We start from the raw sequence: 23221 nt of genomic DNA on the forward strand, positions 1-23221 counted from the left end.
GGGTCGGTTATTGAGGGTCGGGGATCGGAACCGCGAAGCACGCGAAGAACACGAAGATCGTAAGCAACAACTCGCAGATTTTCAAGTTCATCAAGCAACTATTGCCAACTAATAATTGTGCTTTAGGGGGTGCAGGGGGATGAAAACCTCCTGCGTTTCCCTCCAGCGGAGGGACGGAAGGGTGGAGAAACTCAATTTCAATAAAAACTAGGGGTCGGTTATTGAGGGTCGGGGATCGGAACCGCGAAGCACGCGAAGAACACGAAGATCGTAAGCAACAACTCGCAGATTTTCAAGTTCATCAAAAATGATTGCTGACCAATAATTGTGCTTTAGGGGGTGCAGGGGGATGAAAACCTCCTGCGTTTCCCTCCAGTGGAGGGACGGAAGGGTGGAGAAACTCAATGCTTGGGAATCAGTGGTGGAGATCGGAAAATCGATCCTCTACCCGATCTCCAGACCCAACCCCCGATCCCTACCTATTACGGAGAAAACCCATGCTCAATCCACCATTGTTAGCTGGATTAACCGCCCGTGTTGTTCAAACGCCGCGCTTGGCGATGCATGTGATTGAGCGTGGCGATTCAAGCAAACAGCCAATTGTTTTAGTGCATGGTAATGTTTCAGCTGCCCGTTTTTGGGAAGAATTGATGCTGGCCTTGCCTAACGATTATTATGTGATTGCCCCTGATATGCGTAGCTATGGTCGCTCGGAGCGCTTGCCGCTTGATGCAACCCGTGGTGTCCGTGACTTCAGCGACGATCTCGATAGCCTGTTGCAAACCCTCAACCTGCGCCAACCGCACTTGGTTGGGTGGTCGTTAGGTGGTAATGTGGTGCTGCAATATGCCCTCGATTACACTGCGAATGTGCGTTCGTTGACCCTCGTTGCGCCTGGCTCGCCTTATGGTTATGGTGGCACCCAAGGCCTCGACGGCCAACCCAACAGCCCCGATTACGCTGGAAGCGGTGGTGGTACGGCCAATGCTGCCTTTGTCGAAGCGCTAAAAAATGCCGATCGTGGCGATGGCCCAGTTTCGCCGCGCACAATTATGAATAACTTCTACTTCAAACCACCGTTCCGCTCAAGCCGTGAAGATCTATTTGTCGATGAAATGCTTCAGACCTATTGCTCGCCCCAAAACTACCCTGGCGATTTGGTGGCTTCAGCTAATTGGCCGATGGTTGCCCCAGGTACAGGCGGCGTTAACAATGCGCTCTCGCCCAAATATCTCAACCAAAGCAGTTTTGCCAGCATTCAGCCCCAACCACCAGTGCTATGGATTCGCGGCGATGCTGATCAAATTGTCTCCGATGCGTCGATGTTTGATTTGTGTATGCTTGGGCAATTGGGCTTTGTACCAGGTTGGCCTGGCGCGGAAACTCATCCAGCCCAGCCAATGGTTGGCCAAATGCGGGCAGTGCTTGAAAACTATGCCGCTCACGGTGGCCAATATCAAGAAACCGTGCTGGCAAATTGTGGTCACTCGCCACAGATCGAACAGCCCAGCTTGTTCAATACGGCCTTACTCGATTTTCTGACTCAAGTTTAGGCGAGGTTTGCTATGCAGCGTTTGTGCCCATTACTGCCACTTGTGGCGATTGGCGGCCTTGCAAGCTTGCCATTTGCCTTTGCCGCCGATACTACCCGCTTTTGGCAAGGGGTTTTCATTCAGATTTTTATTCTGGCGATTTATGCCCTGAGCTACGATTTGCTGATGGGCTACACTGGCATGATTTCGTTTGGGCATGCGCTGTTTTTTGGCGCTGGTGGCTATACCGCCGCCATTTTGTTGCGCCAAGCCGAGCCGCCCTCGATGCTGATTGTAATTGCAGCGGTGATTGTGGTTGGCGCAACTATTGGGGCAGCCGTGGGCGCGTTGTCGCTACGGGTCAGCGGAGTTTATTTTTCGATGATCACCCTGGCGCTCGCCGAAATTGCCTTCATCCTGTTCAAAGCCGATGATCCCAAGCTCAAGCCAATTACGGGCGGCGAAATCGGCTTGCAAGGGATTGTCGTGCCAACAGCGATTGATGCCACGACCTATCGGCTGCGCTTCTACTTTTTGACCTTGGCTTGTATGGTTGGCCTGTATTATGCGGCGCGGCGCTTGATCAACTCGCCAACCGGGCGGGTATTTGTGGCAATTCGCGAGAACGAGCCACGCGCCACAGCCTTGGGCTATAACACCCTGCATTTCAAATTATTGGCAACTGCAATTTCTTCAACAATTGCTGCCTTGGCAGGGATGTTGATGGTGCTGTACGAAAAAAGTGCCAGCTTCGAGATGCTCAGCGTTAATCTCACGATTCAAGCCTTATTGATGACGATTATCGGCGGGATTGGCACGCTGATTGGGCCAATGCTCGGCGCTGCGACCATCCGCTTGCTTGATCATGGACTCAAAGGCGAATTTATGCAGGCACTTTTGCCAGCCTGGTTACGCCCCGACTTAGTATTTGGCATCGTGTATGTGGTGCTGGTGTTATTCTTCCCGGCTGGCTTGATGGGAGCAATTCGCAAGTTGCGCGGCAAAACCAGCCGTAGCTCAGTCGAACGTCTACGCCAAGCCATGAAACCAAAGGCTGAATCATGACCTACGAATTTCCACCAATTGGCATTGCTGCGATCGCGACCTATCTGCCAGCAGCCGTTGAGACTGCTAGCCAAATCGCCTTAGCCGCCAACATCCCCGAAACCGTGGTGATCGAAAAGCTAGGTATTCGCCAAAAACACTTGGCCGAAGCCCACGATACACCATCGGCCATGGCGGCTGAGGCTGCTCGTAAAGCCTTAGCGCTTGCCGAACTTGATCCCATGGATGTTGATTTGATCATTTATCACGGCAGCGAATACAAAGATTATGTAGTTTGGTCGGCGGCAGCCAAAATTCAACATCTGATTGGGGCTAAACGGGCGTATGCCTATGAAATTTATGCCTTATGCGCTGGCTCGCCAGTCGCCATCAAAACTGCCCGCGATCAAATGCGAGCCGACCCAATGCTGCGCAATGTGTTGTTGGTTTCGGCAGCCCGCGAGAATGAGCTTATACGTTATGACAACCAAAAAGCCCGCTTTATGTTCAACTTTGGGGCGGGTGCTTCGGCAATGCTGCTGCGTCGCGATTATGCCACCAACCAAGTGCTCGAATCGGCGGTGCTGGTCGATGGCTCGTTCAGCGAAAATGTGGTGATGCGCGGTGGTGGCGCTCGCTTCCCAACCAGCCAAGCTACGGTCGAAGCAGGCTACCATCAACTTGATGTCTTGCAGCTTGAAGATATGCGTGATCGCTTGGGTTTAGTTTCCCAACCCAATTTTGTCCAAGTGATCGATCAGGCTGTCACTCGTTCAGGCTATCGTCGCTCAGACATTGATTTTCTGGCGCTGACCCATATGAAGCCATCGTTTCACAACGGTTTATTGCACGATTTAGGGTTACGCCCCGATCAAGCGATCTACCTTGATGATTATGGTCATATTCAATCGGTTGATCAGCAATTGGCGCTCGATTTGGCTCAGCAACGTGGCTTGCTCAAAGCTGGCGATTTGGTGGTGTTGGCAGGTGCTGGCACTGGCTATACCTGGGCCGCGAGTGCCGTGCGGTGGGGGTAAACCGAAGGATGAAGGATGAATTATGAGGGATGAAAAGTTATAGGTATAGGGTTATAACGCAGAGGCGCAGAGATTCAAAAATATGAAGTATGAGGGTGAAGGATGAAATGGATAGATTTTGAAGCTCTTAGCATCCTTTGCGTTCTTCGTGGTTCCAACCTTCGTGTCACTTCGTGTCCTTCGTGGATCAAAATCCTAGCCCTGACCTCTGATTAAAGGAGCATTGCAATGTACATTGGTGACTGGCTTGGCAAGCGCGAGTTGCTTACGCCAGAGCGACTAGCGCTGGTTGACGACCGCGATGGCGAGCGCTATAGCTACCGCCAATTGAATAGCCGTGCCAATCGTTTGGCGGCCAGTTTGCGCCAGCGCTTTGGCGTAGGCAAAGGCGATCGAGTGGCGATTTTGGCCAAAAATCAAATTGGCTACCTCGATGCCTTATTCGCCACTGGTAAGCTTGGGGCGATTTTAGTGCCACTCAATTGGCGCTTAACCGAGCATGAATTAATCTATATGCTCAAGGATAGCGCAGCAAGCGTGTTGCTCTACGATGCTCAATTTGCGCCGATGCTGCCAACCTTGCGTAGCCAAACTCCAATCAAGCAGGCTGTGCAATTTGGGCCTGAATATGATCAACTGCTGGCCCAAACCAGCGATTTGCCGATCAGCGAATCGGTTGATCTCGATGATCCACACCTGATTTTGTATACCTCAGGCACAACTGGCGCACCCAAAGGTGCGGTTCTTTCGCATCGAGTGCTCGTTTGGAATTCGCTCAATACCAATGTTGGCTGGGACTTGCATGCCGATGATGTGAGCATTATTCATACGCCGTTGTTTCATACTGGCGGCTTGAATGTGCTAACCCTGCCAATTTTACATGCAGGCGGCACAATGGTTTTGATGCAAGAGTGGAATCCCGAGCGCTGTTTGCAATTGATTGAGCAAGAGCATGTGACGATCTTTTTTGCCGTGCCGACGATGTTTGAGATGCTGCTGCAAGCGCCCAATTTTGCCCAAACCAACCTCAGCAGCCTGCGTTTTTGCATTGCAGGCGGCTCGCCCTGCCCAATTCCCTTGATCGAAGCCTATCAACAGCGCAATATTCCCTTTCGCCAAGGCTATGGCCTAACCGAAGTTTCGGTTAATTGCTTCACGCTCAACCCAGAGGATGCAATTCGTAAGGCTGGCTCGGTGGGCAAGCCGATTTTTCACCTCGATGCACGCATTGTCGATGAGGCTGGCCGCGATGTACCAACCAACAGCATTGGCGAGTTGATTTTATATGGCCCGACGGTGTGCAATGGCTATTGGCGCAATCCGGTGGCAACCGCTCAAGCCCTGCAAAAAGGTTGGTTCTACACTGGCGATCTGGCGCGGGTTGATGCTGAAGGCTATTTCTACATCGTCGATCGCAAGAAGGATATGTATATTTCTGGCGGCGAGAATGTTTATCCAGCCGAGGTTGAAAACGTGCTCTATCAGCACCCAGCGGTGCAAGAATGCGCCGTGATTGGCATACCCGACAGTCGTTGGGGCGAGGTTGGGCGGGCTTTAGTGGTGTTGCGGCCAAGCACGCAGCTTGATGAGGCTAGGCTGATCGCCTTCTGCCGCGAACGCCTTGCCAGCTACAAAACCCCCAAATCGATTTATTTTCTGTCTGAGTTGCCGCATAACGCCAGTGGTAAAGTCGTCAAGCCTGAATTACGCAAGTTGTTTGGGTATTAGAGCATAGAACATAGAACATAGGGATGAGGGGTCAGGGACTAGGGGTCAGCAGTCAGTATTCAGACGCGCAGCATGGCAGAATAATCATATCCATCAGTGCGAACCTGTGGCTAAAAACGGTTCTTCGTGTGCCTTCATGTCCTTCGTGGATCAAAACTGATCCCTGAATCCTAGCCCCTGATCCCTTATTAAAGGATTTCAACTATGAGCTATACAATTGGCCAAAGCGCTCGTTTGCGCAAAACCATCACCGAAGCCGATATTATTTTGTTTGCGGGAATTTCGGGCGATGCCAACCCGGTGCATATCGACGAAGTTGCTGCGCGTGAATCACGTTTTGGGCGACGGATCGCTCATGGTATGCTGGGCGCTGGCCTGATATCAGCGGTGATTGGTATGCATTTGCCTGGTCCAGGCACGATTTACCTCAACCAAACCTTGGCTTTTCGTAGCCCGATTTACATTGGCGATACGGTCACGGCCTATGCCGAAATCAAAAGCCTGCGCGACGATAAACCAATCGCTACATTAATCACTCAATTGCTGAATGAAGAAGCCAAAATCTTGATCGAGGGCGAGGCGATTGTACTGCTGCCAAGCTAAAATCAAGCATAAACTAACCCAACAGCCGCTCAAATTTGGGCGGTTTTTTCATGCTTGACAGCTGGTTTCGATTATCGCTATGCTTTGGCTGAATTTAATCTGATCGTGAGCAACGTATGCCCAAATTTTTGCACAAATTTGCCCAACCACGCCTGATTTGGCTGGCCTTTGGTGTAGCCATGACCCAATTAGTGATTAGTAATTTGTTGGCAACCCGGTTTCATTCGTGGACTGGGGGCTTTGGCTTGTTGGATTTGGGCGGTGGCGCGAACGCATTTTCAGCCAAGCCCAGCGTTACGCCCGAACTAGCCTACACATTAATTAGCAATTATGGCGAACATCGTAGCAGCCATTTGTGGCTAATTGTGCCCGACATGCTGCTGCCAATCGGCATTTGGCTCTTTTTTGGGCTAGCGTTGCTGCGACTGACTCGTGATGCTCAAGCTTGGCAACGTTGGCTACCAGCCTTGGCCAGCCTGTATTTCTTTGCCGATTATGCCGAGAATAGCTCTGAAGCTCTGATGTTGCTGCAATATCCAAATCAACTGCCAACTGTGGCAATGCTCTGGACATGGTGTTTTACGCTCAAAAATCTCGCAGTTGGCTTAAATATTGGGGCAGTCTTGTTGTTATTTCTGTGGCGCTGGCGACAAGCTAAATCAAGTTAAATGAATAAGGCCCGCAATTAAGCTGCGGGCCTTTTGCTAGCAGGAGAGTCTATTCAGCGGCGCGACTGCCTAATTGTTCATTGAGTAAAAACAAGGCACCTGGGTGATCGCCAGCCATTTTGAGCTTTTCGACCACATCCGAGGCACTCTTTTCTTCCTCGACTTGCTCGGTAATAAACCATTGCAAGTGAATTTGGGTGGCATGATCATTCTCTTTGATCGCCAAATCGTAGAGCGAGTTGATCAACGCGGTAACTCGTTGTTCGTGATGCAAGGCCATTTCAAACACTTCAAGTGAAGAATTGAAGCTCGATTGCGGCTGGGCCATGGCTTGCAGCACAGCGCGGCCACCACGATCATGCAGATAATCGAACAGCTTCATGGCGTGCACGGTTTCTTCTTCGTACTGCAGGCGCATCCAATGAGCAAAGCCACTCAAATTAACCGACTCGAAGTAGGCCGACATCGAGAGATACAGGTAGGCCGACTCAAATTCATGCTTGATCTGATCGTTAATCGCGGCTTCAATGGTTGGATTAATCATACGCTGCGAACTCCTTCGCTATGAAGACCTCTGCTAATGTGGGTAGTTTAGGCTATCTAGCGCCGAAAAACAAGGGCTTAGCCAGCTGTATTTGATCCACGAAGGATACGAATTTGGGGCTATGTTTGGCTATGGGCTTGACAACCAGTGCTCGTTTCCTTACCCCCAACCCCTCGCCCGCCGCAGTGGGCGAGGGGTTGGGGGTGAGGGCATGTCAAATTGCCAACCGAATGAACCATTCAGTTATTTGCCCGTAAATCGTGCTAGGCTTAATTTGGAACTTAGCTTTCCCAATCAATTAGCTGCTTATTGATCACCACCCCTCCGCCCCGCCTCAAGGCGGGGAACGCAAGGGGTTTTCATCACCCTTCACCCCCAAATATGTGTGCTGTGGATAGCCGCTGTTATGATTGGTAATCGTTACGTTAGGTTTATGTTTAAGGAATTACTTGGGAACATAAGGGAAATTTTGATGAAAACAATGATTTTTGGGGCTACGGGCATGGTTGGGCAAGGTCTGCTACGTGAGTGTTTGTTGAATTCAGCGGTGGAGCAAGTGTTGTGTGTTGGCCGCACGCCCACAGGCCAACGCCACCCCAAACTAGCCGAAATTGTGCATAGCAATTTGTATCAACTCGGCTCAATCGAGCATGAGTTGGTGGGCTATGATGCCTGTTTTTTTTGTTTGGGCGTTTCGGCGGCAGGCATGACCGAGGCGGCTTATCGCTCAATCACCTATGATTTGACCTTGCATGTGGCCCAAACCTTGGCGCGATTAAACCCGCAATCAAGCTTTAGCTATATTTCGGGTTCGGGTACTGAGGTTAATTCGCGGGCGATGTGGGCACGCGTCAAAGGCCAAACCGAGCAAGCCTTATTAGCGTTGCCCTTTCGTGCGGCCTATATGTTTCGCCCGGGTTTTATCCAACCTCAGCATGGCGTAGTTTCCAAAACGCGTTGGTATCGGCTGCTGTATGCGCTTACCAGCCCGCTGTATCCCGTGTTTAAACGCTTGATTCCGCAATATGTGACCACGACTGAGCAACTAGCCCAGGCTATGCTACGAGTTACCCAACACGGTGCACCCCAGCCAATTATCGAAAATAGCATGATCAATCAGCTTTAAATGTGCCCTCAACCCGATCCCTCGCCTCGCTGGGCGAGAACGGGGGTAGCTTGTAACGGTCGGTTTTCGCGTCGAACACATAATCTGTAGTTCATCGGTGGATGGATGTCGTTCCCTGATTGTACTTTAGGGGGTGCAGGGGGATGAAAACACCCTGCGTCTCCCGCCTTGAGGCGGGACGGAAGGGTGGTGATCGATGAGTGTCTAGTAATTGAATCAATTATCATTAACTTGCCCCAAAATCAATATTTGACGTTATAATGGGCTAGAATAGCAATGCTGCTCTTTTTAACCCATTCGTCAATTAACCAGCCTTGAAGCGGAGAAGTTGCCTATGAAACGTGCGCGTTTATTGATTTTCGTGGTGCTAGCTGGCTTGTTAACCCCGCTCGGTGTATGGGCGCGGCCTGTAACGCCACCCCAAGTCCAGCCGCAAGCCCCGAATGTGCCTAATTTTTTTGTTGATCCTAGTTTTTTTGATGTAACTACTACTCCTGGATCAACTATTCAGCTCACTTTTCAAACTTATAATAACTCTACTAACTCTGAGGTTTTAGATTTCCGGTTTAGATTTGATCCAACAACAGCAGGAATTACTGCTGTTGATCCTGCTGATATTAATGATGTTCCAGCAGGAGCTTCAGTAACCGTTATTGCAAATATTACTATTGGCCCAGCAGTTGCATTACAAACCTATGCCTTAAGATTAAGGGTTGCGGATACATCTGGGGTAACCTCATTAACACGGCTTATTGATATTCAAATTAGAGTAGTAGCTCCGACTGCAACGCCAACCCGTACCAATACACCAACAGCAACTGCCCCAACTGCGACTAACACTGGTACGCCTGGGCGGATTTGCGATGGCAATGGCGGTACACTCAACGATAAATTTGAGCCAAATAACACCCGTAGCCAAGCCCGCCGAATCGAAGTCGATGTGCCGCAAGTGCACGCGATTTGTCCAGTTGGCGACGAAGATTGGCTCTTATTTGGCGGTTTAGAGGGCAAAGTCTATACAATCGATGTTTCGCAAATGGTCGATGGGCTGGATCTTTCGTTGACGCTCTACGATAGCAATGGCAATCAACTGGCCTTTAACGACGATTTTCCACGCAATAACGACCCCAGCGATATCAAGCCACGGATTCAATCGTGGCGTGCGCCTGCCAACGGCCAATACTACGTCAAGGTGCGCGATTCCGCTGGGCGCGGCTTTATTGATGCGCTCTATACGGTGGTGTTGAATAGCGAAAGTTACGGCCCCACGCCAACGCTCATCCCCGAAATTTGTAAAGATTTGTATGAGCCAGATGGCTTGCCTGAAATTGCACCGTTGATTGTGGTTGGCGAAGTCCATCCCGACCATCGGTTGTGCCCACGTGGCGATGCCGATTGGGTCAAATTCTTCGGCAAGGCTGGCAAAGAATATTCGATCTTCACCTCGGAACTTAGCGTTGGTGCTGATACGGTGATGGTGTTGGCTGATCGCGACGGCACAACGATTATCGATTTCAACGATGATTATGAATCAGGCTTAGATTCGCGGATCGATTTTGCGCCATTTGTCGATGGTTTCTATTTTGTGCAAGTTAAAAATGTTGGCGATGTTGGCAATCAGTTTATCGATTACACCTTGACCTTCCAAATCAAGACCAACGCCAATCAAGGCGAACCGACCATGCAGCCGACTGCTACCTTCGAAGATGATATTACGCCAACTTTCGAGGATGATGTTACGCCAACCAGCGATCCTGATCGCACGGCAACCGCGACTGGCACGGCGACCCGCACGCCAACCTCGGCCTATCCAACGCCAACAAATTCATCGAGCAACAAATTGCCCAACTTCGATACGCGCAGCAATGGCAAATTTGCCGACCCAGCCTTTAACAAGGTTTGGGCTTATGCCGATGCTCCGGTGGCGAGTGGCCAAGCAGTGCGTTCGTGGTTATGGGGGCCAAGCAGCGGTCAAGCACGCGCTGAAGTTTATGATCAAGCGCCTGGTGGTTTGCGCCAAGTCCAATATTTCGATAAATCGCGCATGGAAATTAGCGATTTCGAGGCCGACCGCCAAAGCCAATGGTTTGTGACCAACGGCTTGCTGGCTAAGGAATTGATTCAGGGACAGATTCAAATTGGCGATAGCAATTATGTGCAGCGCAGTCCGGCCCAAATTAATATTGCTGGCGATTTAGGCGCTGCTTCGGCTCCAACCTACGCCAGTTTTAGTAATTTGTTGGGCGCAACTAGCGATCGCACTGGCCAATTCGCCGATCAGCAATTAGCCCGCAGTGGCAAAGTGAGCGCTTATGCTGGCGGTGTAAGTGACGCAGCCAAATTGGTGCATTATGTTCCGCAAACAGGCCATAACATCCCCAGCGCCTTCTGGGATTTTGTCAATCGCCAAGGCTTGATCAACCAAAATGGGCGCACCCAAAACGGCCAAGTGATGGATTGGGTTTTTGCTTTGGGCTACCCAATCAGCGAAGCCTATTGGGCCAAAGTCTATGTTGGCGGCGTTGAGCAAACTGTGCTGGTGCAGGCCTTCGAGCGCCGCGTGCTGACCTACACTCCTAGCAATCCCGCCGATTGGCAAGTCGAGATGGGCAATGTTGGCCAACACTACGAACAATGGCGCTACCGCTAAACTTAATTCTTCGCTTCAAGGCTAAACTAAAAATCCCCGTGTTCTATCGTTGAACACGGGGATTTTGCTGCTTAAACCGACTTACAAGCCCAAAATCGCATCCAAGCGCGACCAATCGCAGCGCTCGGCCATGAGTTTGGTGAAGCGTTCGAGTTTGGTACGTTCATGCAAGCGAATATGCCCAAACATATTTTCAATTCGCTCAACTGCGGTCAAGGTGTCATCAGCAATTGTGATGATCGGCACGTTGCGTTGTTCGGCGCGATCAATCACCGATTGTTGTGGGCGGAAGTTGCCTGTCAATACCAAGGCGTTGGTTGAGGTTTCCAAGGCCGCCAGTTGCAAATCGGTGCGGTCGCCACCGGTGATTACGGCTTTGTTGGCGCGACGGCGAAAGTGCGATAAGCCCGCTTCGGCTCCCATCGCCCCAATCATCAGCGATTCGATGATTTTGCCTTTGCCAAAATCGGCTCCAATCACATTGCCACCAAGCTCAGCCACCAAATCTTCAACTGGAATGCCTGATAGCGCACTATCTTGCGGCAATAAGCCCAAAACCGCGATGCCATGCTGCTCAAGGAACGGCACAACATGCGATTGCACAAAGTCGAGGCGGGTTTCTTCGATTTGGTTAAGAATTACGCCCTTGAGCCGTTTGCCGACGAAGCGTTGCACCGACAAAATTGCATCGACCGTGAGCGTCGTGCGATAGCGTGAAACCAAGACCATCGGCGCATCGATCAAATCGGCCACCCGATCGGCGCTCAACTCAACCAACGAGCCTTCAGCCCAACTATTCGTGCCTTCAACGATCGTCACTTGATGTTGGCTGCTGATTGCTTGGAACGCTTGTTGCACCGCCCCAGCCCAATCGTGCTGCTCGCCGCGCAAAATGCTTTCGATCGTGGTGCGGCGCAACAGCACTGGCGCGATTTGCTCCAATGGCTCGCTCAGGCCGAAGCTCTCGCGAATAAAGGCAGCATCTTCATCGAAAGCGCCTTCAGGCGTGTGGGTGACCGAAACACTGACTGGCTTCATGTAGCCAGCATCGATCTTGCGATCCTTGAGTTGGCGCAACAAGGCAGCACAAACTGCACTCTTGCCAACATATGATTCTGTTGATGCAACATACAGCGTTGCCATAGCGAAACTCCTTTATCAAAGGATGAAGGATGAAGGATGAGGGATGAAAATAGGCTGGATCATCAAGAACTTAATAAGGCTCAAATAATCCATCCATGCCCAATTATTCACGCTTCATCCTTCATCCCTCATCCTTCATCCTTTCAATCTATCCTTGCAGAATAATGCGGGCATCGAGCACGATTACGCCTTCGCCACGGTTGTAGACAACCAACGGATTAATATCCATTTCGACGATTTCGGGGAAGTCGCTAACCAGTTGGCTGACGCGCAGCACAATATCTTCAACCGCTTCTAAATCAGCGGTTTGCTCGCCACGCACGCCCTGCAATAGTGGAAACGAACGAATTGCCCGTAGCTGTTCGCGCACTTCTTCGCGGCTCAATGGCGCAAGTCGAAATACCACATCTTTGAGCACTTCAACATAAATGCCACCCATGCCCACGCCAATCAGCGCCCCAAATTGCGGATCACGGCTGACCCCAACCAGCACTTCGCGGCCTTTACGCGCCATTTCCTGCACTAAAACCCCCCAAATGCGGGCGTTCGGACTGAATTTACGGGCACGATAGGCAATTAATTCGTAGCTATCGCTGGCAGCTTGCGGGTCGGCAATCCCCACACGTACCCCGCCAATATCGCTTTTGTGCAGAATATCGGGCGAACTAATTTTCATCACCACTGGAAAACCAATTTCCTTGGCAATTTCGGCAGCTTCTTCGGGCGAACGCGAAAGCCGACTATCGGGCAAGCGCATGCCATAAGCCGCCATCACTTCACGCGCTTCGATTTCGCCAAGCTCAACTCTTCCGGCCTCGCGCACTTGAGCAAACAATTCGCGGACATGCTCTTTATCAACATCAAAACGAGCGTAGGTCATGGCTGGTTGTTCGCGCCAGCGGCGATGTTGCCACATGGCTTCCAAGGCCGATACCGCTCGTTCAGGGAATTCGTAGTTGGGGATTTTATATTGATTGAGCAGTTTGAGCGCTGGCTTGATGCTATATGCGCCCATAAAACTGGCGACAATCGGTTTGCTCTGATTGGCTGAAAGCTCGGCCATCGCTTCAACTGTGGCTTCGGCTTCGCTGCCAGCTTGCGGCGTAAACAGCACCAACACCGCATCAACATTTGGGTCGGTCAAGGCCGCCTGAATCCCAATGCGATAGCGATCAGCTTTAGCATCGCCGATTACGTCGATTGGATTGTAGACATTGGCGGTGGCTGGTAAATTGGCTTGTAAATGGCTGATGGTTGCGGGGGTAAATTCGGCCATTTGCAAACCAGCCCGTTCAATCGCGTCGGTCGCAATAATCCCAGGCCCACCAGCATTGGTGACAATTGCAATCCGTGAGCCAGTCAGCAAGGGTTGGTAGGCAAACACCAAGGCAAAATCAAACAATTGCTCCATTGTGCGAGCACGAATGATTCCGCTTTGGCCAAATGCCGATTCGTAGGCGCTTTCGCTGCCCGCCAATGAGCCGGTATGCGAGGAAATTGCCCGTGTGCCTGCTGCCGTCGTACCGCTTTTAATCGCGATAACTGGGGTGCGTTTGGTCACTTCGCGGGCGGCCTGAATAAAGCCGGGGCCATCGGAAATGCCTTCCAAATAGGCCAAAATTACTTTATTCTGGGGGTCGTTGCCCCAAGCCTGCAACAATGCCACTTCATCAACATCGGATTTATTGCCAAGGCTGACGAAGCGCGAAAAGCCAATATTGGCCTCTTTGCTCCAATCGAGGATGGCGGTACAAACCGCACCCGATTGTGACATAAAGGCAATTTCACCATCAGCGGGCATTAATGCTGCAAACGAAGCATTCAAATCGCTAACGGTATCAATCACACCAAGACAATTGGGGCCGACCATGCGCATGCCGTAGCGTTGCACAATCTCTACCAATTGGTGTTCAAGTTTAACCCCTTCACCGCCGACTTCCTTGAAACCTGCGGTGATCACGACTAAACCGCGCACACCTTTTTGACCGCATTCTTCGACCACATTTAAGACATGCTGCGGTGGAATAACCAAAACTGCCAATTCAACATCATTGGGAACAGCAGCGACCGACGGGTAGGCCGTTTGGCCTAAAACTGCACTGGCAGTAGGATGAATCGGATAGATTCGCCCTTTATAGCCATTGTCGATTACATTTTTGAGGACACGGTGACCAAGACGTGATGGATCGGGAGATGCTCCCACCACGGCCACCGATTGCGGAGCGAAAATCTCCTCCAGCATAGCGATTGCCTCCGGGTTACTTCGATCACCCCTAGAGCATATCACATCTGGCGGCGCTTGAATGGGCTAAATGTCACGGAAGTAGGCAAATCGAATGGCCTGCCATAAAATCAAGAGGGCGATGCCACTCCAGAGCAAGGCCCATAAAATAGCTGGAACTCCGGTTGCTTGTTGCATAATCAGGGCATCGCTGGTGACATGACGGCGGTAAGATGAAAGTCGCAGCAAATCCCATAAACTATCGAGAGCATTTAAGATGGTTTGTACGCCCAAGACCAATAGCAGCCATTCGTTCCAGTGCAGCGCCAATTTATAACTAGCGGCAATAAAGGCTCCGGCCAGCAAAATACCAACAATAATTCCAAAAATATTGCGCACAAACAAGCCACACAGCACAAACAATGCAATTCCAATAATTAATGTAACCCGATCGGCGCTAATCCCACGTGCTGAAAGAATTAATAATGCGCCGCCAACCAAGGCGCTGCTCAAATAACCAGCACTGGACACAATCCAGCGAATGCCGCCCGCTGTCCAGGCCACGCCCTCGCCATTTGAATAAACTTCTAGCCGATCGAGTTTGCCGCCAGTCAACAGCGAGGCAAAGCCATGACCAAGCTCGTGCACAAAGGTATTGAATAGCTCAAACGGATAAACCAGCCAATGCAGCACTGGCAACCGCGCGATGATCGTTGAGGTTACCGCGATGGCAATCGCGATCCATAGTTCGTTGTTGCGTAGCATGGTGTTTCTCCACGGGCGTAGTATAGCGATTGATCCACGAAGGACACGAAGAGCACGAAGGGGTCAGGATTCAGGGATGAGGGGTCAGTGTTTGATCTACAAAGAGCATGAAAGGTGGAACCAGCGACAAACACAAAGAATTTATGCTCTAGGCTCTATGTTCTGTACTCTAATAAATCCCTAGCCCCTGACCCCTAGCCCCTGATCCCTAGCCTCTAGACCCTCACTCGCCAAGCATGATACAAAATGATCGAGCCAGCAGTGGCGGCGTTGAGTGAAGCAACCTTGCCACGCATCGGCAATCGCACCAACAAATCGCAGCGTTCGCGGGTTAAGCGAGCCAAGCCTGGGCCTTCCGCGCCAATCACCAAGGCTAAGGCTCCACGCAAATTGGCCTTATCAAAATCGACTGCCCGCTCATCATCTTCAACGCCCGCCACCCAAATATTGTACTCTTGCAGGTGTTTGATGGTTTGGGCAATGTTGGTAATTTGGGCCACATACAAATGCTCAACTGCCCCGGCTGAAGCATTAATCACCGCTGGCGTAATGCTGGCTGAGCGCCGATCAGGGAAGATAATCCCATGCGCACCTACAATTTCAGCAGTGCGCATCAGCGTGCCAATATTTTGTGGATCTTGCAAATGGTCGAAAATCAAGATTAGCGGTTGCTCACCACGCTCACGGGCTAGCTCAATAATGTCGTCAACTTCAACATAGGGGTATTCGCCGCATTCGAGCGCAATCCCCTGATGATTTGCGCCAGCCGTGCGTTTATCAAGCTCGCCACGCTGAACTTTGGCAACTTGAATTCGGCGTTCGCGGGCAATTGTATTGATCGCCTGCATCGATTCGCCCTCTTTGATGCCATCGGCAATTAGCAAGCGACCCAATTTGCGCCGATTTGCGCGTAACGCCTCTAAAACCGCATTTCGTCCATATAATAATTCCAAGGTGTGAATCCTATTCGGTGCTAAGTTATTGGCCAGTTTGCGCTATTATAGCGGCAAGCTGTCAATGGAGGAATGACATGGATCAGCAACCGAAGGAGCAAAAGCGCGTGATTACACTAAGCGTTGGCATGATTATCAATCTTCTTCTGATTGGGTTAGTCGCTGGAGTGGCTGGCGGCATGTTTGGGATTGGTGGCGGGGCGATTATGGTGCCAGCCATGGTGCTATTGCTGGCGCTTGATCAGAAATTTGCGACAGGCACATCGATTGGCGCACAAATTTTGCCAGTTGGTTTGCTCGGCGCGTTTGTTTACTATAAAGAGGGCAATTTAGATTGGCGTGCGTCGATCATTATTGCCCTTGGCTTGCTAGTAGGAACCTATTTCGGAGCCAAAATTGCTGCGCCAATTTCATCGGCGACCATGAAAAAGCTTTATGGGGCATTTCTGTTTATCATCGGTGCTCGCTATTTGTTTATGAAATAACTGCTGTTAGATAATTGGCAAGCATCCGCCATTAACCAACATGACGATTAGTTGATTGAGCCATCGTTGCACAACTTTGCTAATACACATTAAGTATTGAAGTTTATTCGTTCTCGATTCAGCTAGTAGATATCTTTACTTCGCGACCCTTCCGTCCCTCCGCCGGAGGGAAACGCAGGAGGTTTTCATCTCCCTGCACCCCCTAAAGGGCAATCGGTAGCATGTAGTCGGATCACGAAGGATCTAAAATAGTGGTTTTAGCGAGAACGTTTAACTATGATCAAGGCTTGACGCTGTTGCATGGCTAGGGTAGATTGAGTTGATACTGCAAGGAGGCTCGGTAATGCCATCTATAACTCTCGATGCTCAACGCTGGCAAACATTCAGTCAGTTGCTCACGGCAACCGCCTACCAAAACCCGCAAGATCTGCTTGATTCGTTTTTACAACGTTTAATAGAGTTTTGGCCGGCCCAAGCAGGGGCATTGCTCTATATCGACCCATTGAATGCGCCGTTTTCGCTGGAGCATGGCGAATTGCCCGCCGATGGTCACGAAATGATCGAGCAAGCTCGCTCGGTATTTGAGCGCACAACTGGCGGCGAGCAGGATTTAGGGGTCTATGGGATTAACGATGAGCTAGCCTTGGTGGAATTAACCTTGCGTTCTGGTGATGATGAGGTTGGCCTGTTGCACCTCATTGTTTCCGCCGACCGCGTATCCCCAGAGAACGAGGGTGAATTGGCCTTGCTTTTGGTGGGTGTGGCTGGTGGAGCCGCCGATCGCGTCGCCTTGCTCAACACGACGCGCAGCGAGCTTGATGAGATGAATTTGCTCTATCAAGTGAGCCAGTCGATTGCCAGCGATATTGATTTGCGTAGCCTCTTGCGCACGATTATTGAAAAAGTGACCCAAATTGTCGATAGCGAAAGTGCTTCGTTGCTGTTAGTCGATGAAGTGCATAAAGAGCTGTATTTTGAAACACCTTCGAACAACAGCCAAGAATTGCGCTCCTATCGCATGCCAATGGATCAAGGCTTCGCTGGCTGGGTTGTAACCCATGGTCAAGGCTTGATCGTTGATGATCCGCAAAATGATGCCCGCTTCTATCGCCAAGTTGATAGCGATATTTCGCATCAAACCCGTAATATTCTGACCGTGCCAGTGCGTTCACGCGAGCGAACGGTCGGCGTAATTCAGGCGGTCAATAAGCGTAATGGCCCGTTTACCGAGCACGATTTGCGCACGCTCTCGATGCTCGCCAACCAAGCGGCGATCTCGATTGAAAATGCCAATCTTTATACCAAACTCAAAGAAGAACGTGATCGCTTGATTCGTAAAGAAGAAGAAGTGCGCCATCAAATCAATCGCGATCTGCACGATGGGCCAACGCAATCGGTCGCGGCAATTGCCATGAACATCGAGTTTATCAAAAAATTAATGCAGGCCATGCCCGAGCGCGTCGAAGATGAGCTTAATTCATTAGCGGCCTTGGTCAAAAAAACCTACCAAGAATTACGGACTCTGCTGTTTGAGCTACGTCCGTTGGGCCTCGAAACTCAAGGCTTGGTAGCAACCTTGCACGAATACGCCAGCAAATTCCGTGATCCATCGGGGATGCAAGTGCGTTTTACGCCTGGCAATTTCCTTGGTCGTTTGGCCCCGCAAACTGCCGCCGCCACCTTTATGATTATCCAAGAAGCGGTCAATAATGCTCGCAAACATGCCAAAGCCTCGATGGTCTGGATTGAGCTTTTTCAAGATCATGAGCGCCATATGTTGACGGCGGTTGTGCGTGATAGTGGCATTGGCTTCGATCTCAAGAGCATCACGACTTCGTATGAGGAACGTGGCTCGTTTGGGTTGTTGAATATGGGCGAACGGGCAACCCTGGCGGGCGGCTCCTGCGAGATTCGTTCATCGGCAGGCGAAGGTACGCAGATTATCATTCGAGTGCCCATGTTGGTTGAAGAAATGGATGAGTAAGACTATCGTTCAATCCTAGATTTCCAAGATCGATTGACGATCACCATCCTTCCATCCCTTCGCCGGAGGGAAACGCAGAGGGATGAAAACCCTTACGGGGGTAGGTTTTTAATAATGATCTCCGTTCCCTCACCCCAACCCCTCTCCCACTGCGGTGGGCGAGGGGCATTCCATACGTCATGCTGAGCTGTTTCCCCTCGCCTCGCGTGCGGGAGAGGGGGTCAGGGGGTGAGGGCATGGCAATTGTTGGTAGTTATCCATCTATCGATGAACTATGGGATCATTGGCTTATAGCGGAATCTGCTAAAGCCATTTGCTTGGTAGCAGCGATGGATTATTTTGGTAATGTAATCATCATCGTCGTGCCAGTGCCCACCTGGCTCTGGGTCTCAATTGTGCCATTGTGGGCTTGAATTAGTGCTTGGGCAATTGATAAACCAAGCCCATTGCCCCGTCCGCCAGCAATCCGAGCGCTATCAACGCGATAAAAACGCTCGAAAATATGCTTGAGATGTTTCGGCTCAATGCCATTGCCAGTATCGATTACGCTAATTTGATAGCTAGCCTGCTTGCGTTCAGCATGAATAACCACGCTCCCACCACGCGGCGTATGGGCAATTGCATTATCGAGCAAAATTAACAAAACTTGGCGCAAGCGGGTGCGATCAGCCTTGATCTGGCCCTCAGCATGGGCCACACGTATCTCCACCCCAGCATCTTGAGCCAAGCGCCCAGCATCTTTGGCCACATCCTGGCATAACTCGGCCAGATCGATAGTTTCACGCTGGAGATGGGTTTTGGCAGCATCAAGCCGTGAGAGCAACAGCAAATCTTCGACCAAACGCGCCATGTGATAGGTTTCGGCCAAAATATCTTCAAGCAATTCTTGTTGCTCAGCAGGGTCAGTCGATTCGCGCAGGGCAATTTCGCTGCTGGCTCGCATCAAGGTCAGCGGGGCACGCAATTCATGGCTGGCATTGGCGATAAAGGCTTGTTGGCGCTCCCAAGCTTGTTGGGCTGGCCGCAATGATCGCCCTGCCAACCACCAACCAAACCAGCCCAAAACTACCACGCTGCCAGCCCATAAGGCAACCAAGCCTTTTAACAACGTGCTTAACGCCGCTTCTTGCTCGTTGAGCACTCGTCCAACCTGTAAAAAAGCAGGGCCATCGCTCCGCGTTAATTTCTCGGTCAACAAAGCGACTTGGGTCCCATCAGCCAAGTTGATCGTGCGTAAATCAAGTTTGCCAGCCTTGGCCGCCTCAATCGCTGCTTGATCAGGCTGAATTGGCGGATTCCACGGATTTGGGTTGAAGACTTGGCCGTTTTGGTCGATGGTAAAAACGAAGGTGCTAGCCAATGTTCCATTATCAACTGGCCGTTCATCGGGCAATTGCTGTGGGCGATAGGCTTGCAAGGCGGGTGGCAAGGGCGCTGCCAATTGCTCAAACTCCAAGGTCATACGTTCGAGCAAGGCCCGTTCGGTAGCAAAGCGAAAATAACGCACAGTCATCCAATAGACACTGCCACCAACCGCTGCTAGCAAAAGCAAGGCGGTGCAAGCATAAATTAAGGTTAATCGCCAGCGTAATCGATTAAGCATAGTCGCTCACCCAACGATAGCCAACCCCGCGCACGGTTTGGATGGGGTCGCGTTTGGCTGGTTGTTCAAGTTTGCGCCGCAGATACGAAATATAGACATCGACCATCGAAGGCTGCACATCACGCTCATACGACCAAACATAATCGAGCAATTGTTGGCGGCTCAGAGCTTGGTTGCTATTGCGAATCAAACATTCAAGCAAATTCCATTCGGTGGCGGTTAAATCGAGCTGCTGATTGGCTCGCCGCGCAGTATGAGCACGCAGATCAAGCACAATCTCGCCTGAGCGTAATTCTTCGCTGCTCAGATTGCTGTTGAAGCGCCGCCCCAAGGCTCGTACTCGTGCCAATAATTCCTCAAAGGCAAACGGCTTGCTCAAATAATCATCGGCTCCGCTATCCAAGCCCGTAACTCGATCTTCGATTTGGCTACGAGCCGTCAATAAAAGCAAACTAGTGGTGAGTTTGGCGGCGCGAATTGCCCGACAAATGCTGGGGCCATCGCGCTCAGGCAACATCCAATCGATCACCGCTACATCGTACATGCCATGCAGCGCCATATCCAAGCCACTATCGCCCTCGTAGGCCAGATCGACCTGATGATGCTCGTCGCGCAATGCTCGCTCGATCAAACGGGCTAATTTGCGATCATCTTCAATTAACAACACCCGCATGCTGGTTCCTTCGCATAATCTTGGTTGATGCAGCCAGTTTAGTCTAATAATTAATTCTTGGAAGATTCTTGGAAAATTCACAGGCTTCGTCAAGAATATTCCAAGAATCTGTTGCTATGCTTGGGTCAGTTATTCAAACAGGAGGCTCTGATGAAACCCAAGTTTGCACTTTTACTTGCCGCCGTACTCACAACCTTTGTTTTGGCGATTGTGGTTGGCGTAGTTCGTTCGTTGGCGCAGCCGAGCCCAATTGAATTGGCCGCAGATATGGATAACACTGTACCAAATATGCTCAGCGATAGTGATGTGCAGGCCACTGCGACGGCCAATGATCAAGCCTATCAACAACAATTATTGGAAGCCAGCCAACGAATTGAAGAAGCCAACCGCACGATCGACGAGGCCAATGCCCGTTTGCAAGAGCCAATTGTGGTGCGCGAGCCTGCTCCGGCGCAACAACCAGTTGCACAAGTGCCAGCCGCCCAACCTGTTTCGCAAGCTCCGGCTCAGCCAACCCAGGCTCCGGTCGAACGCTCAAATGCGCCGCAATATGCTATTTCGCCCGATCAAGCTGGACAATTGGCTTTGGCTGCTGCCCCTGGAGCCAGTTTGTTGACCACACCAGAGTTAGTTAATTATGCTGGTACTCCTGCCTACGAAGCCCGACTGGATCGCGGCTTGGTTTATATCGATGCGAATACTGGCGCGGTTTTGGCCAATACGGCGGTTGCACCGCCAACTCAAGCGCCTGCGCCAACCAACGCACCAGCGCCAAGCACGATTTCGCCCGATGTTGCTGCAAGTGCGGCGGTGGCCTACCTTGGTGGCGGCACGGTCGTCAAGGTCGAGTTGGAAGAAGAACATGGCGCATTGGTCTATGAAGTGCGCTTTACCAATGATAGTCGCGTCTATGTCGATGCCTACAGCGGCAGTGTGGTCTATGCCAAAATTGAGTCCGGCGGTAGCGATGATAGCGGCGGTAGCGACGACAGCAATGATGATTCCAATGATGATCATGGTGGTGGTGACGACCACAAGGACGACGATAAAAAAGACGATGATGATAAAAAAGATGATGATAACTAAGGAAATAAGCCGATGAGCAATTTACCAAAACGGCGTAGCAGTTTGATGCTCAATACCAGCATGAGTGTTGCCGCAATCGCGGCGACCCTCACTGGCTGGGCAGTGCTTTCTAACCAACAGGCGGTCGATTTCAGTGCCGAACTTGCCACACCTGAGCCAATTGTGGCGGTAGCCGAAATACCTCAAGTTGAGTTACCCAGCTTGCCAACGGTTGCACCACTGACCCGCAACGGTCATCGAATTATCCGAATTCCGAATGCTAGTGCTGGCGGCAGCACCCAGCCAAGCGCACCTAACCAGAGTGTACCAAGTGCGCCAGCAACAGGTGGTAGCAGTGGCAATGTGCCGAGCCAAGCAGCGCCGCAGCCAGCCGCTCCGCGCCAAGTTGCGCCCGTACCGACCGCCGTGCCAGCGCCAGCCGCTCCCGCTGCACCATCACGCAACACTCGTTCATCACGCTAAAGGTGTTTTATGGGCGAATTAATCTTTCGGGCAATGGGTTGTGAAGTGGCGGTGCTTAGCGATCAGTCAATCGATCTGGCGGCAGTGCCAGAATGGTTTGAAACTTGGGAGCAAACACTAAGCCGTTTTCGTCCAAATAGCGAATTGATGCGGCTCAATCAGCGGGCTGGTCGGCCACTAGCAGTCAGCGAAACCCTGTGGGATGTGCTGGGTTTGGCGCTCGATGCCGCTGCTTGGAGCAAAGGCTTGGTTGTGCCAACTCTGCTGCCTGCGCTTTTGCAGGCTGGATACGATCGCTCATTTGAATTGTTGAGCAACGCGGTCAACCAACTACAGGCGTGGCACTATCAGCCGCAAGCATGGTTGGCAATTTCACGCCGTGATCAAGGCCGTTTGGTGCAACTAGCCCGTGATACCGCCCTTGATTTGGGTGGCATTGCCAAGGGTTGGGCCGCCGATCGAACTGCGCAGCAATTGGCAACTCAAGCGGCCTGCTTGGTTGATGTCGGTGGCGATTTGGCAACCGCAGGCCAGCGCCAAGATGGCTTGGCTTGGGCGATCGGTGTGCCAAACCCACGCACCCAGCAGTGCGAAGCCATGATCTGGTTTGCAGCAGGTGGGGTGGCAACCTCAGGAGTTGATTATCGGCGCTGGCGCAAAGGTGATCGCTGGCAACATCACTTAATCGACCCGCGTACTGGCGAACCAAGCACCAGCGACGTGCTGAGTGCCACGGTGATTGCTCCTAGCGCGGTGCAAGCCGAAGTTGCCGCCAAGATGGTGGTATTGCTGGGCCTCGAACCTGGCTTGGCTTGGATTAATCAGCATCCTGCTTTTGCGGCACTGGCCTTTGATCACGCTGGCAAAAGCTATAGTAGCGAACGTTTTAATAGTTATCGTTGGGAGTAACGCCG

Annotated in this window: 20 protein-coding genes; 13 read left to right on the forward strand and 7 right to left on the reverse strand. The window is 51.3% G+C overall.

The window, feature by feature from the left end:
- The first annotated feature begins 497 nt into the window (after positions 1-497).
- The 6 genes from ABEB26_RS02425 (at position 498) to ABEB26_RS02450 (ending at position 6612) form a co-directional block, all read left to right on the forward strand.
- Positions 498-1553 carry an alpha/beta fold hydrolase gene (locus tag ABEB26_RS02425; RefSeq protein WP_345720352.1) on the forward strand — a complete coding sequence of 352 codons (1056 nt, stop codon included), beginning with the start codon at positions 498-500 and terminating at the stop codon, positions 1551-1553.
- 12 nt (positions 1554-1565) lie between these two features.
- Complete coding sequence (locus tag ABEB26_RS02430) at positions 1566-2597, forward strand: branched-chain amino acid ABC transporter permease (RefSeq protein WP_345720353.1); 1032 nt, start codon at positions 1566-1568, stop codon at positions 2595-2597.
- Positions 2594-3613 carry a 3-oxoacyl-ACP synthase gene (locus ABEB26_RS02435; RefSeq protein ID WP_345720355.1) on the forward strand — a complete coding sequence of 340 codons (1020 nt, stop codon included), beginning with the start codon at positions 2594-2596 and terminating at the stop codon, positions 3611-3613. The genes ABEB26_RS02430 and ABEB26_RS02435 overlap by 4 nt, the downstream gene beginning before the upstream one ends.
- Before the next feature lie 228 nt (positions 3614-3841).
- Complete coding sequence (locus ABEB26_RS02440; RefSeq protein WP_345720356.1) at positions 3842-5341, forward strand: acyl-CoA synthetase; 1500 nt, start codon at positions 3842-3844, stop codon at positions 5339-5341.
- A gap of 204 nt (positions 5342-5545) precedes the next feature.
- Entirely contained in the window at positions 5546-5944 is a 399-nt protein-coding gene (locus ABEB26_RS02445) for a MaoC family dehydratase (protein WP_345720357.1), read from the forward strand.
- 116 nt (positions 5945-6060) lie between these two features.
- Positions 6061-6612, forward strand: coding sequence for a hypothetical protein (locus ABEB26_RS02450; protein ID WP_345720358.1), 552 nt, complete (start codon positions 6061-6063; stop codon positions 6610-6612).
- A 49-nt stretch (positions 6613-6661) separates the two neighbouring features.
- Here ABEB26_RS02450 and ABEB26_RS02455 read toward each other — a convergent pair whose 3' ends face one another.
- Positions 6662-7156, reverse strand: a complete 495-nt coding sequence (locus ABEB26_RS02455; RefSeq protein ID WP_012191325.1) for a ferritin — start codon at positions 7154-7156, stop codon at positions 6662-6664.
- A 472-nt stretch (positions 7157-7628) separates the two neighbouring features.
- Between ABEB26_RS02455 and ABEB26_RS02460 the strand changes: the two genes are divergently transcribed.
- A complete protein-coding gene (locus ABEB26_RS02460) occupies positions 7629-8282 on the forward strand; it encodes a Rossmann-fold NAD(P)-binding domain-containing protein (protein WP_345720359.1) in 654 nt (217 codons plus the stop codon).
- Between the two features lie 334 nt (positions 8283-8616).
- Positions 8617-10932: a hypothetical protein gene (locus ABEB26_RS02465; RefSeq protein WP_345720360.1), complete on the forward strand. Its 2316-nt coding sequence runs from the start codon at positions 8617-8619 to the stop codon at positions 10930-10932.
- An 81-nt stretch (positions 10933-11013) separates the two neighbouring features.
- On the opposite strand, the gene ABEB26_RS02470 is transcribed toward ABEB26_RS02465, so the two are convergent.
- The 4 genes from ABEB26_RS02470 to rlmB all read right to left on the reverse strand — a co-directional run bounded on the left by ABEB26_RS02470 (position 11014) and on the right by rlmB (position 16014).
- Entirely contained in the window at positions 11014-12075 is a 1062-nt protein-coding gene (locus ABEB26_RS02470) for a phosphotransacetylase family protein (RefSeq protein ID WP_345720361.1), read from the reverse strand.
- Positions 12076-12223: 148 nt separating this feature from the next.
- On the reverse strand, positions 12224-14317 hold the full coding sequence (acs, locus tag ABEB26_RS02475; RefSeq protein WP_345720362.1) for an acetate--CoA ligase alpha subunit: 2094 nt from the start codon (positions 14315-14317) through the stop codon (positions 12224-12226).
- A 66-nt stretch (positions 14318-14383) separates the two neighbouring features.
- The gene (locus ABEB26_RS02480; RefSeq protein ID WP_345720364.1) at positions 14384-15061 is read right to left on the reverse strand and encodes a M50 family metallopeptidase; all 678 of its coding nucleotides are present in this window, start codon (positions 15059-15061) and stop codon (positions 14384-14386) included.
- Positions 15062-15276: 215 nt separating this feature from the next.
- Entirely contained in the window at positions 15277-16014 is a 738-nt protein-coding gene (rlmB, locus tag ABEB26_RS02485) for a 23S rRNA (guanosine(2251)-2'-O)-methyltransferase RlmB (protein WP_345720365.1), read from the reverse strand.
- A gap of 77 nt (positions 16015-16091) precedes the next feature.
- Here rlmB and ABEB26_RS02490 point away from each other — a divergent pair, with 77 nt between their 5' ends.
- Positions 16092-16499, forward strand: a complete 408-nt coding sequence (locus ABEB26_RS02490) for a sulfite exporter TauE/SafE family protein (protein WP_345720366.1) — start codon at positions 16092-16094, stop codon at positions 16497-16499.
- A 343-nt stretch (positions 16500-16842) separates the two neighbouring features.
- The gene (locus ABEB26_RS02495; RefSeq protein WP_345720367.1) at positions 16843-18483 is read left to right on the forward strand and encodes a GAF domain-containing sensor histidine kinase; all 1641 of its coding nucleotides are present in this window, start codon (positions 16843-16845) and stop codon (positions 18481-18483) included.
- Positions 18484-18817: 334 nt separating this feature from the next.
- Here the strand turns inward: ABEB26_RS02495 and ABEB26_RS02500 are convergent, their stop codons facing one another.
- The gene (locus ABEB26_RS02500) at positions 18818-20086 is read right to left on the reverse strand and encodes a sensor histidine kinase (protein ID WP_345720368.1); all 1269 of its coding nucleotides are present in this window, start codon (positions 20084-20086) and stop codon (positions 18818-18820) included.
- Positions 20079-20759: a response regulator transcription factor gene (locus ABEB26_RS02505; RefSeq protein ID WP_345720370.1), complete on the reverse strand. Its 681-nt coding sequence runs from the start codon at positions 20757-20759 to the stop codon at positions 20079-20081. The genes ABEB26_RS02500 and ABEB26_RS02505 overlap by 8 nt, the downstream gene beginning before the upstream one ends.
- A gap of 150 nt (positions 20760-20909) precedes the next feature.
- Between ABEB26_RS02505 and ABEB26_RS02510 the strand changes: the two genes are divergently transcribed.
- Genes ABEB26_RS02510 through ABEB26_RS02520 form a run of 3 tightly spaced genes read left to right on the forward strand, consistent with a single transcriptional unit; the run spans position 20910 to position 23216 of the window.
- Positions 20910-21845: a PepSY domain-containing protein gene (locus ABEB26_RS02510; protein ID WP_345720371.1), complete on the forward strand. Its 936-nt coding sequence runs from the start codon at positions 20910-20912 to the stop codon at positions 21843-21845.
- 12 nt (positions 21846-21857) lie between these two features.
- Positions 21858-22307 (forward strand): hypothetical protein, encoded by a 450-nt coding sequence (locus tag ABEB26_RS02515; protein ID WP_345720372.1) that lies wholly within the window; start codon positions 21858-21860, stop codon positions 22305-22307.
- A gap of 9 nt (positions 22308-22316) precedes the next feature.
- Complete coding sequence (locus ABEB26_RS02520) at positions 22317-23216, forward strand: FAD:protein FMN transferase (protein WP_345720373.1); 900 nt, start codon at positions 22317-22319, stop codon at positions 23214-23216.
- Positions 23217-23221 lie beyond the last annotated feature (5 nt).

It is taken from the genome of Herpetosiphon gulosus (genome assembly GCF_039545135.1).
In the GTDB taxonomy this organism is placed as follows: Bacteria; Chloroflexota; Chloroflexia; order Chloroflexales; family Herpetosiphonaceae; genus Herpetosiphon; species Herpetosiphon gulosus.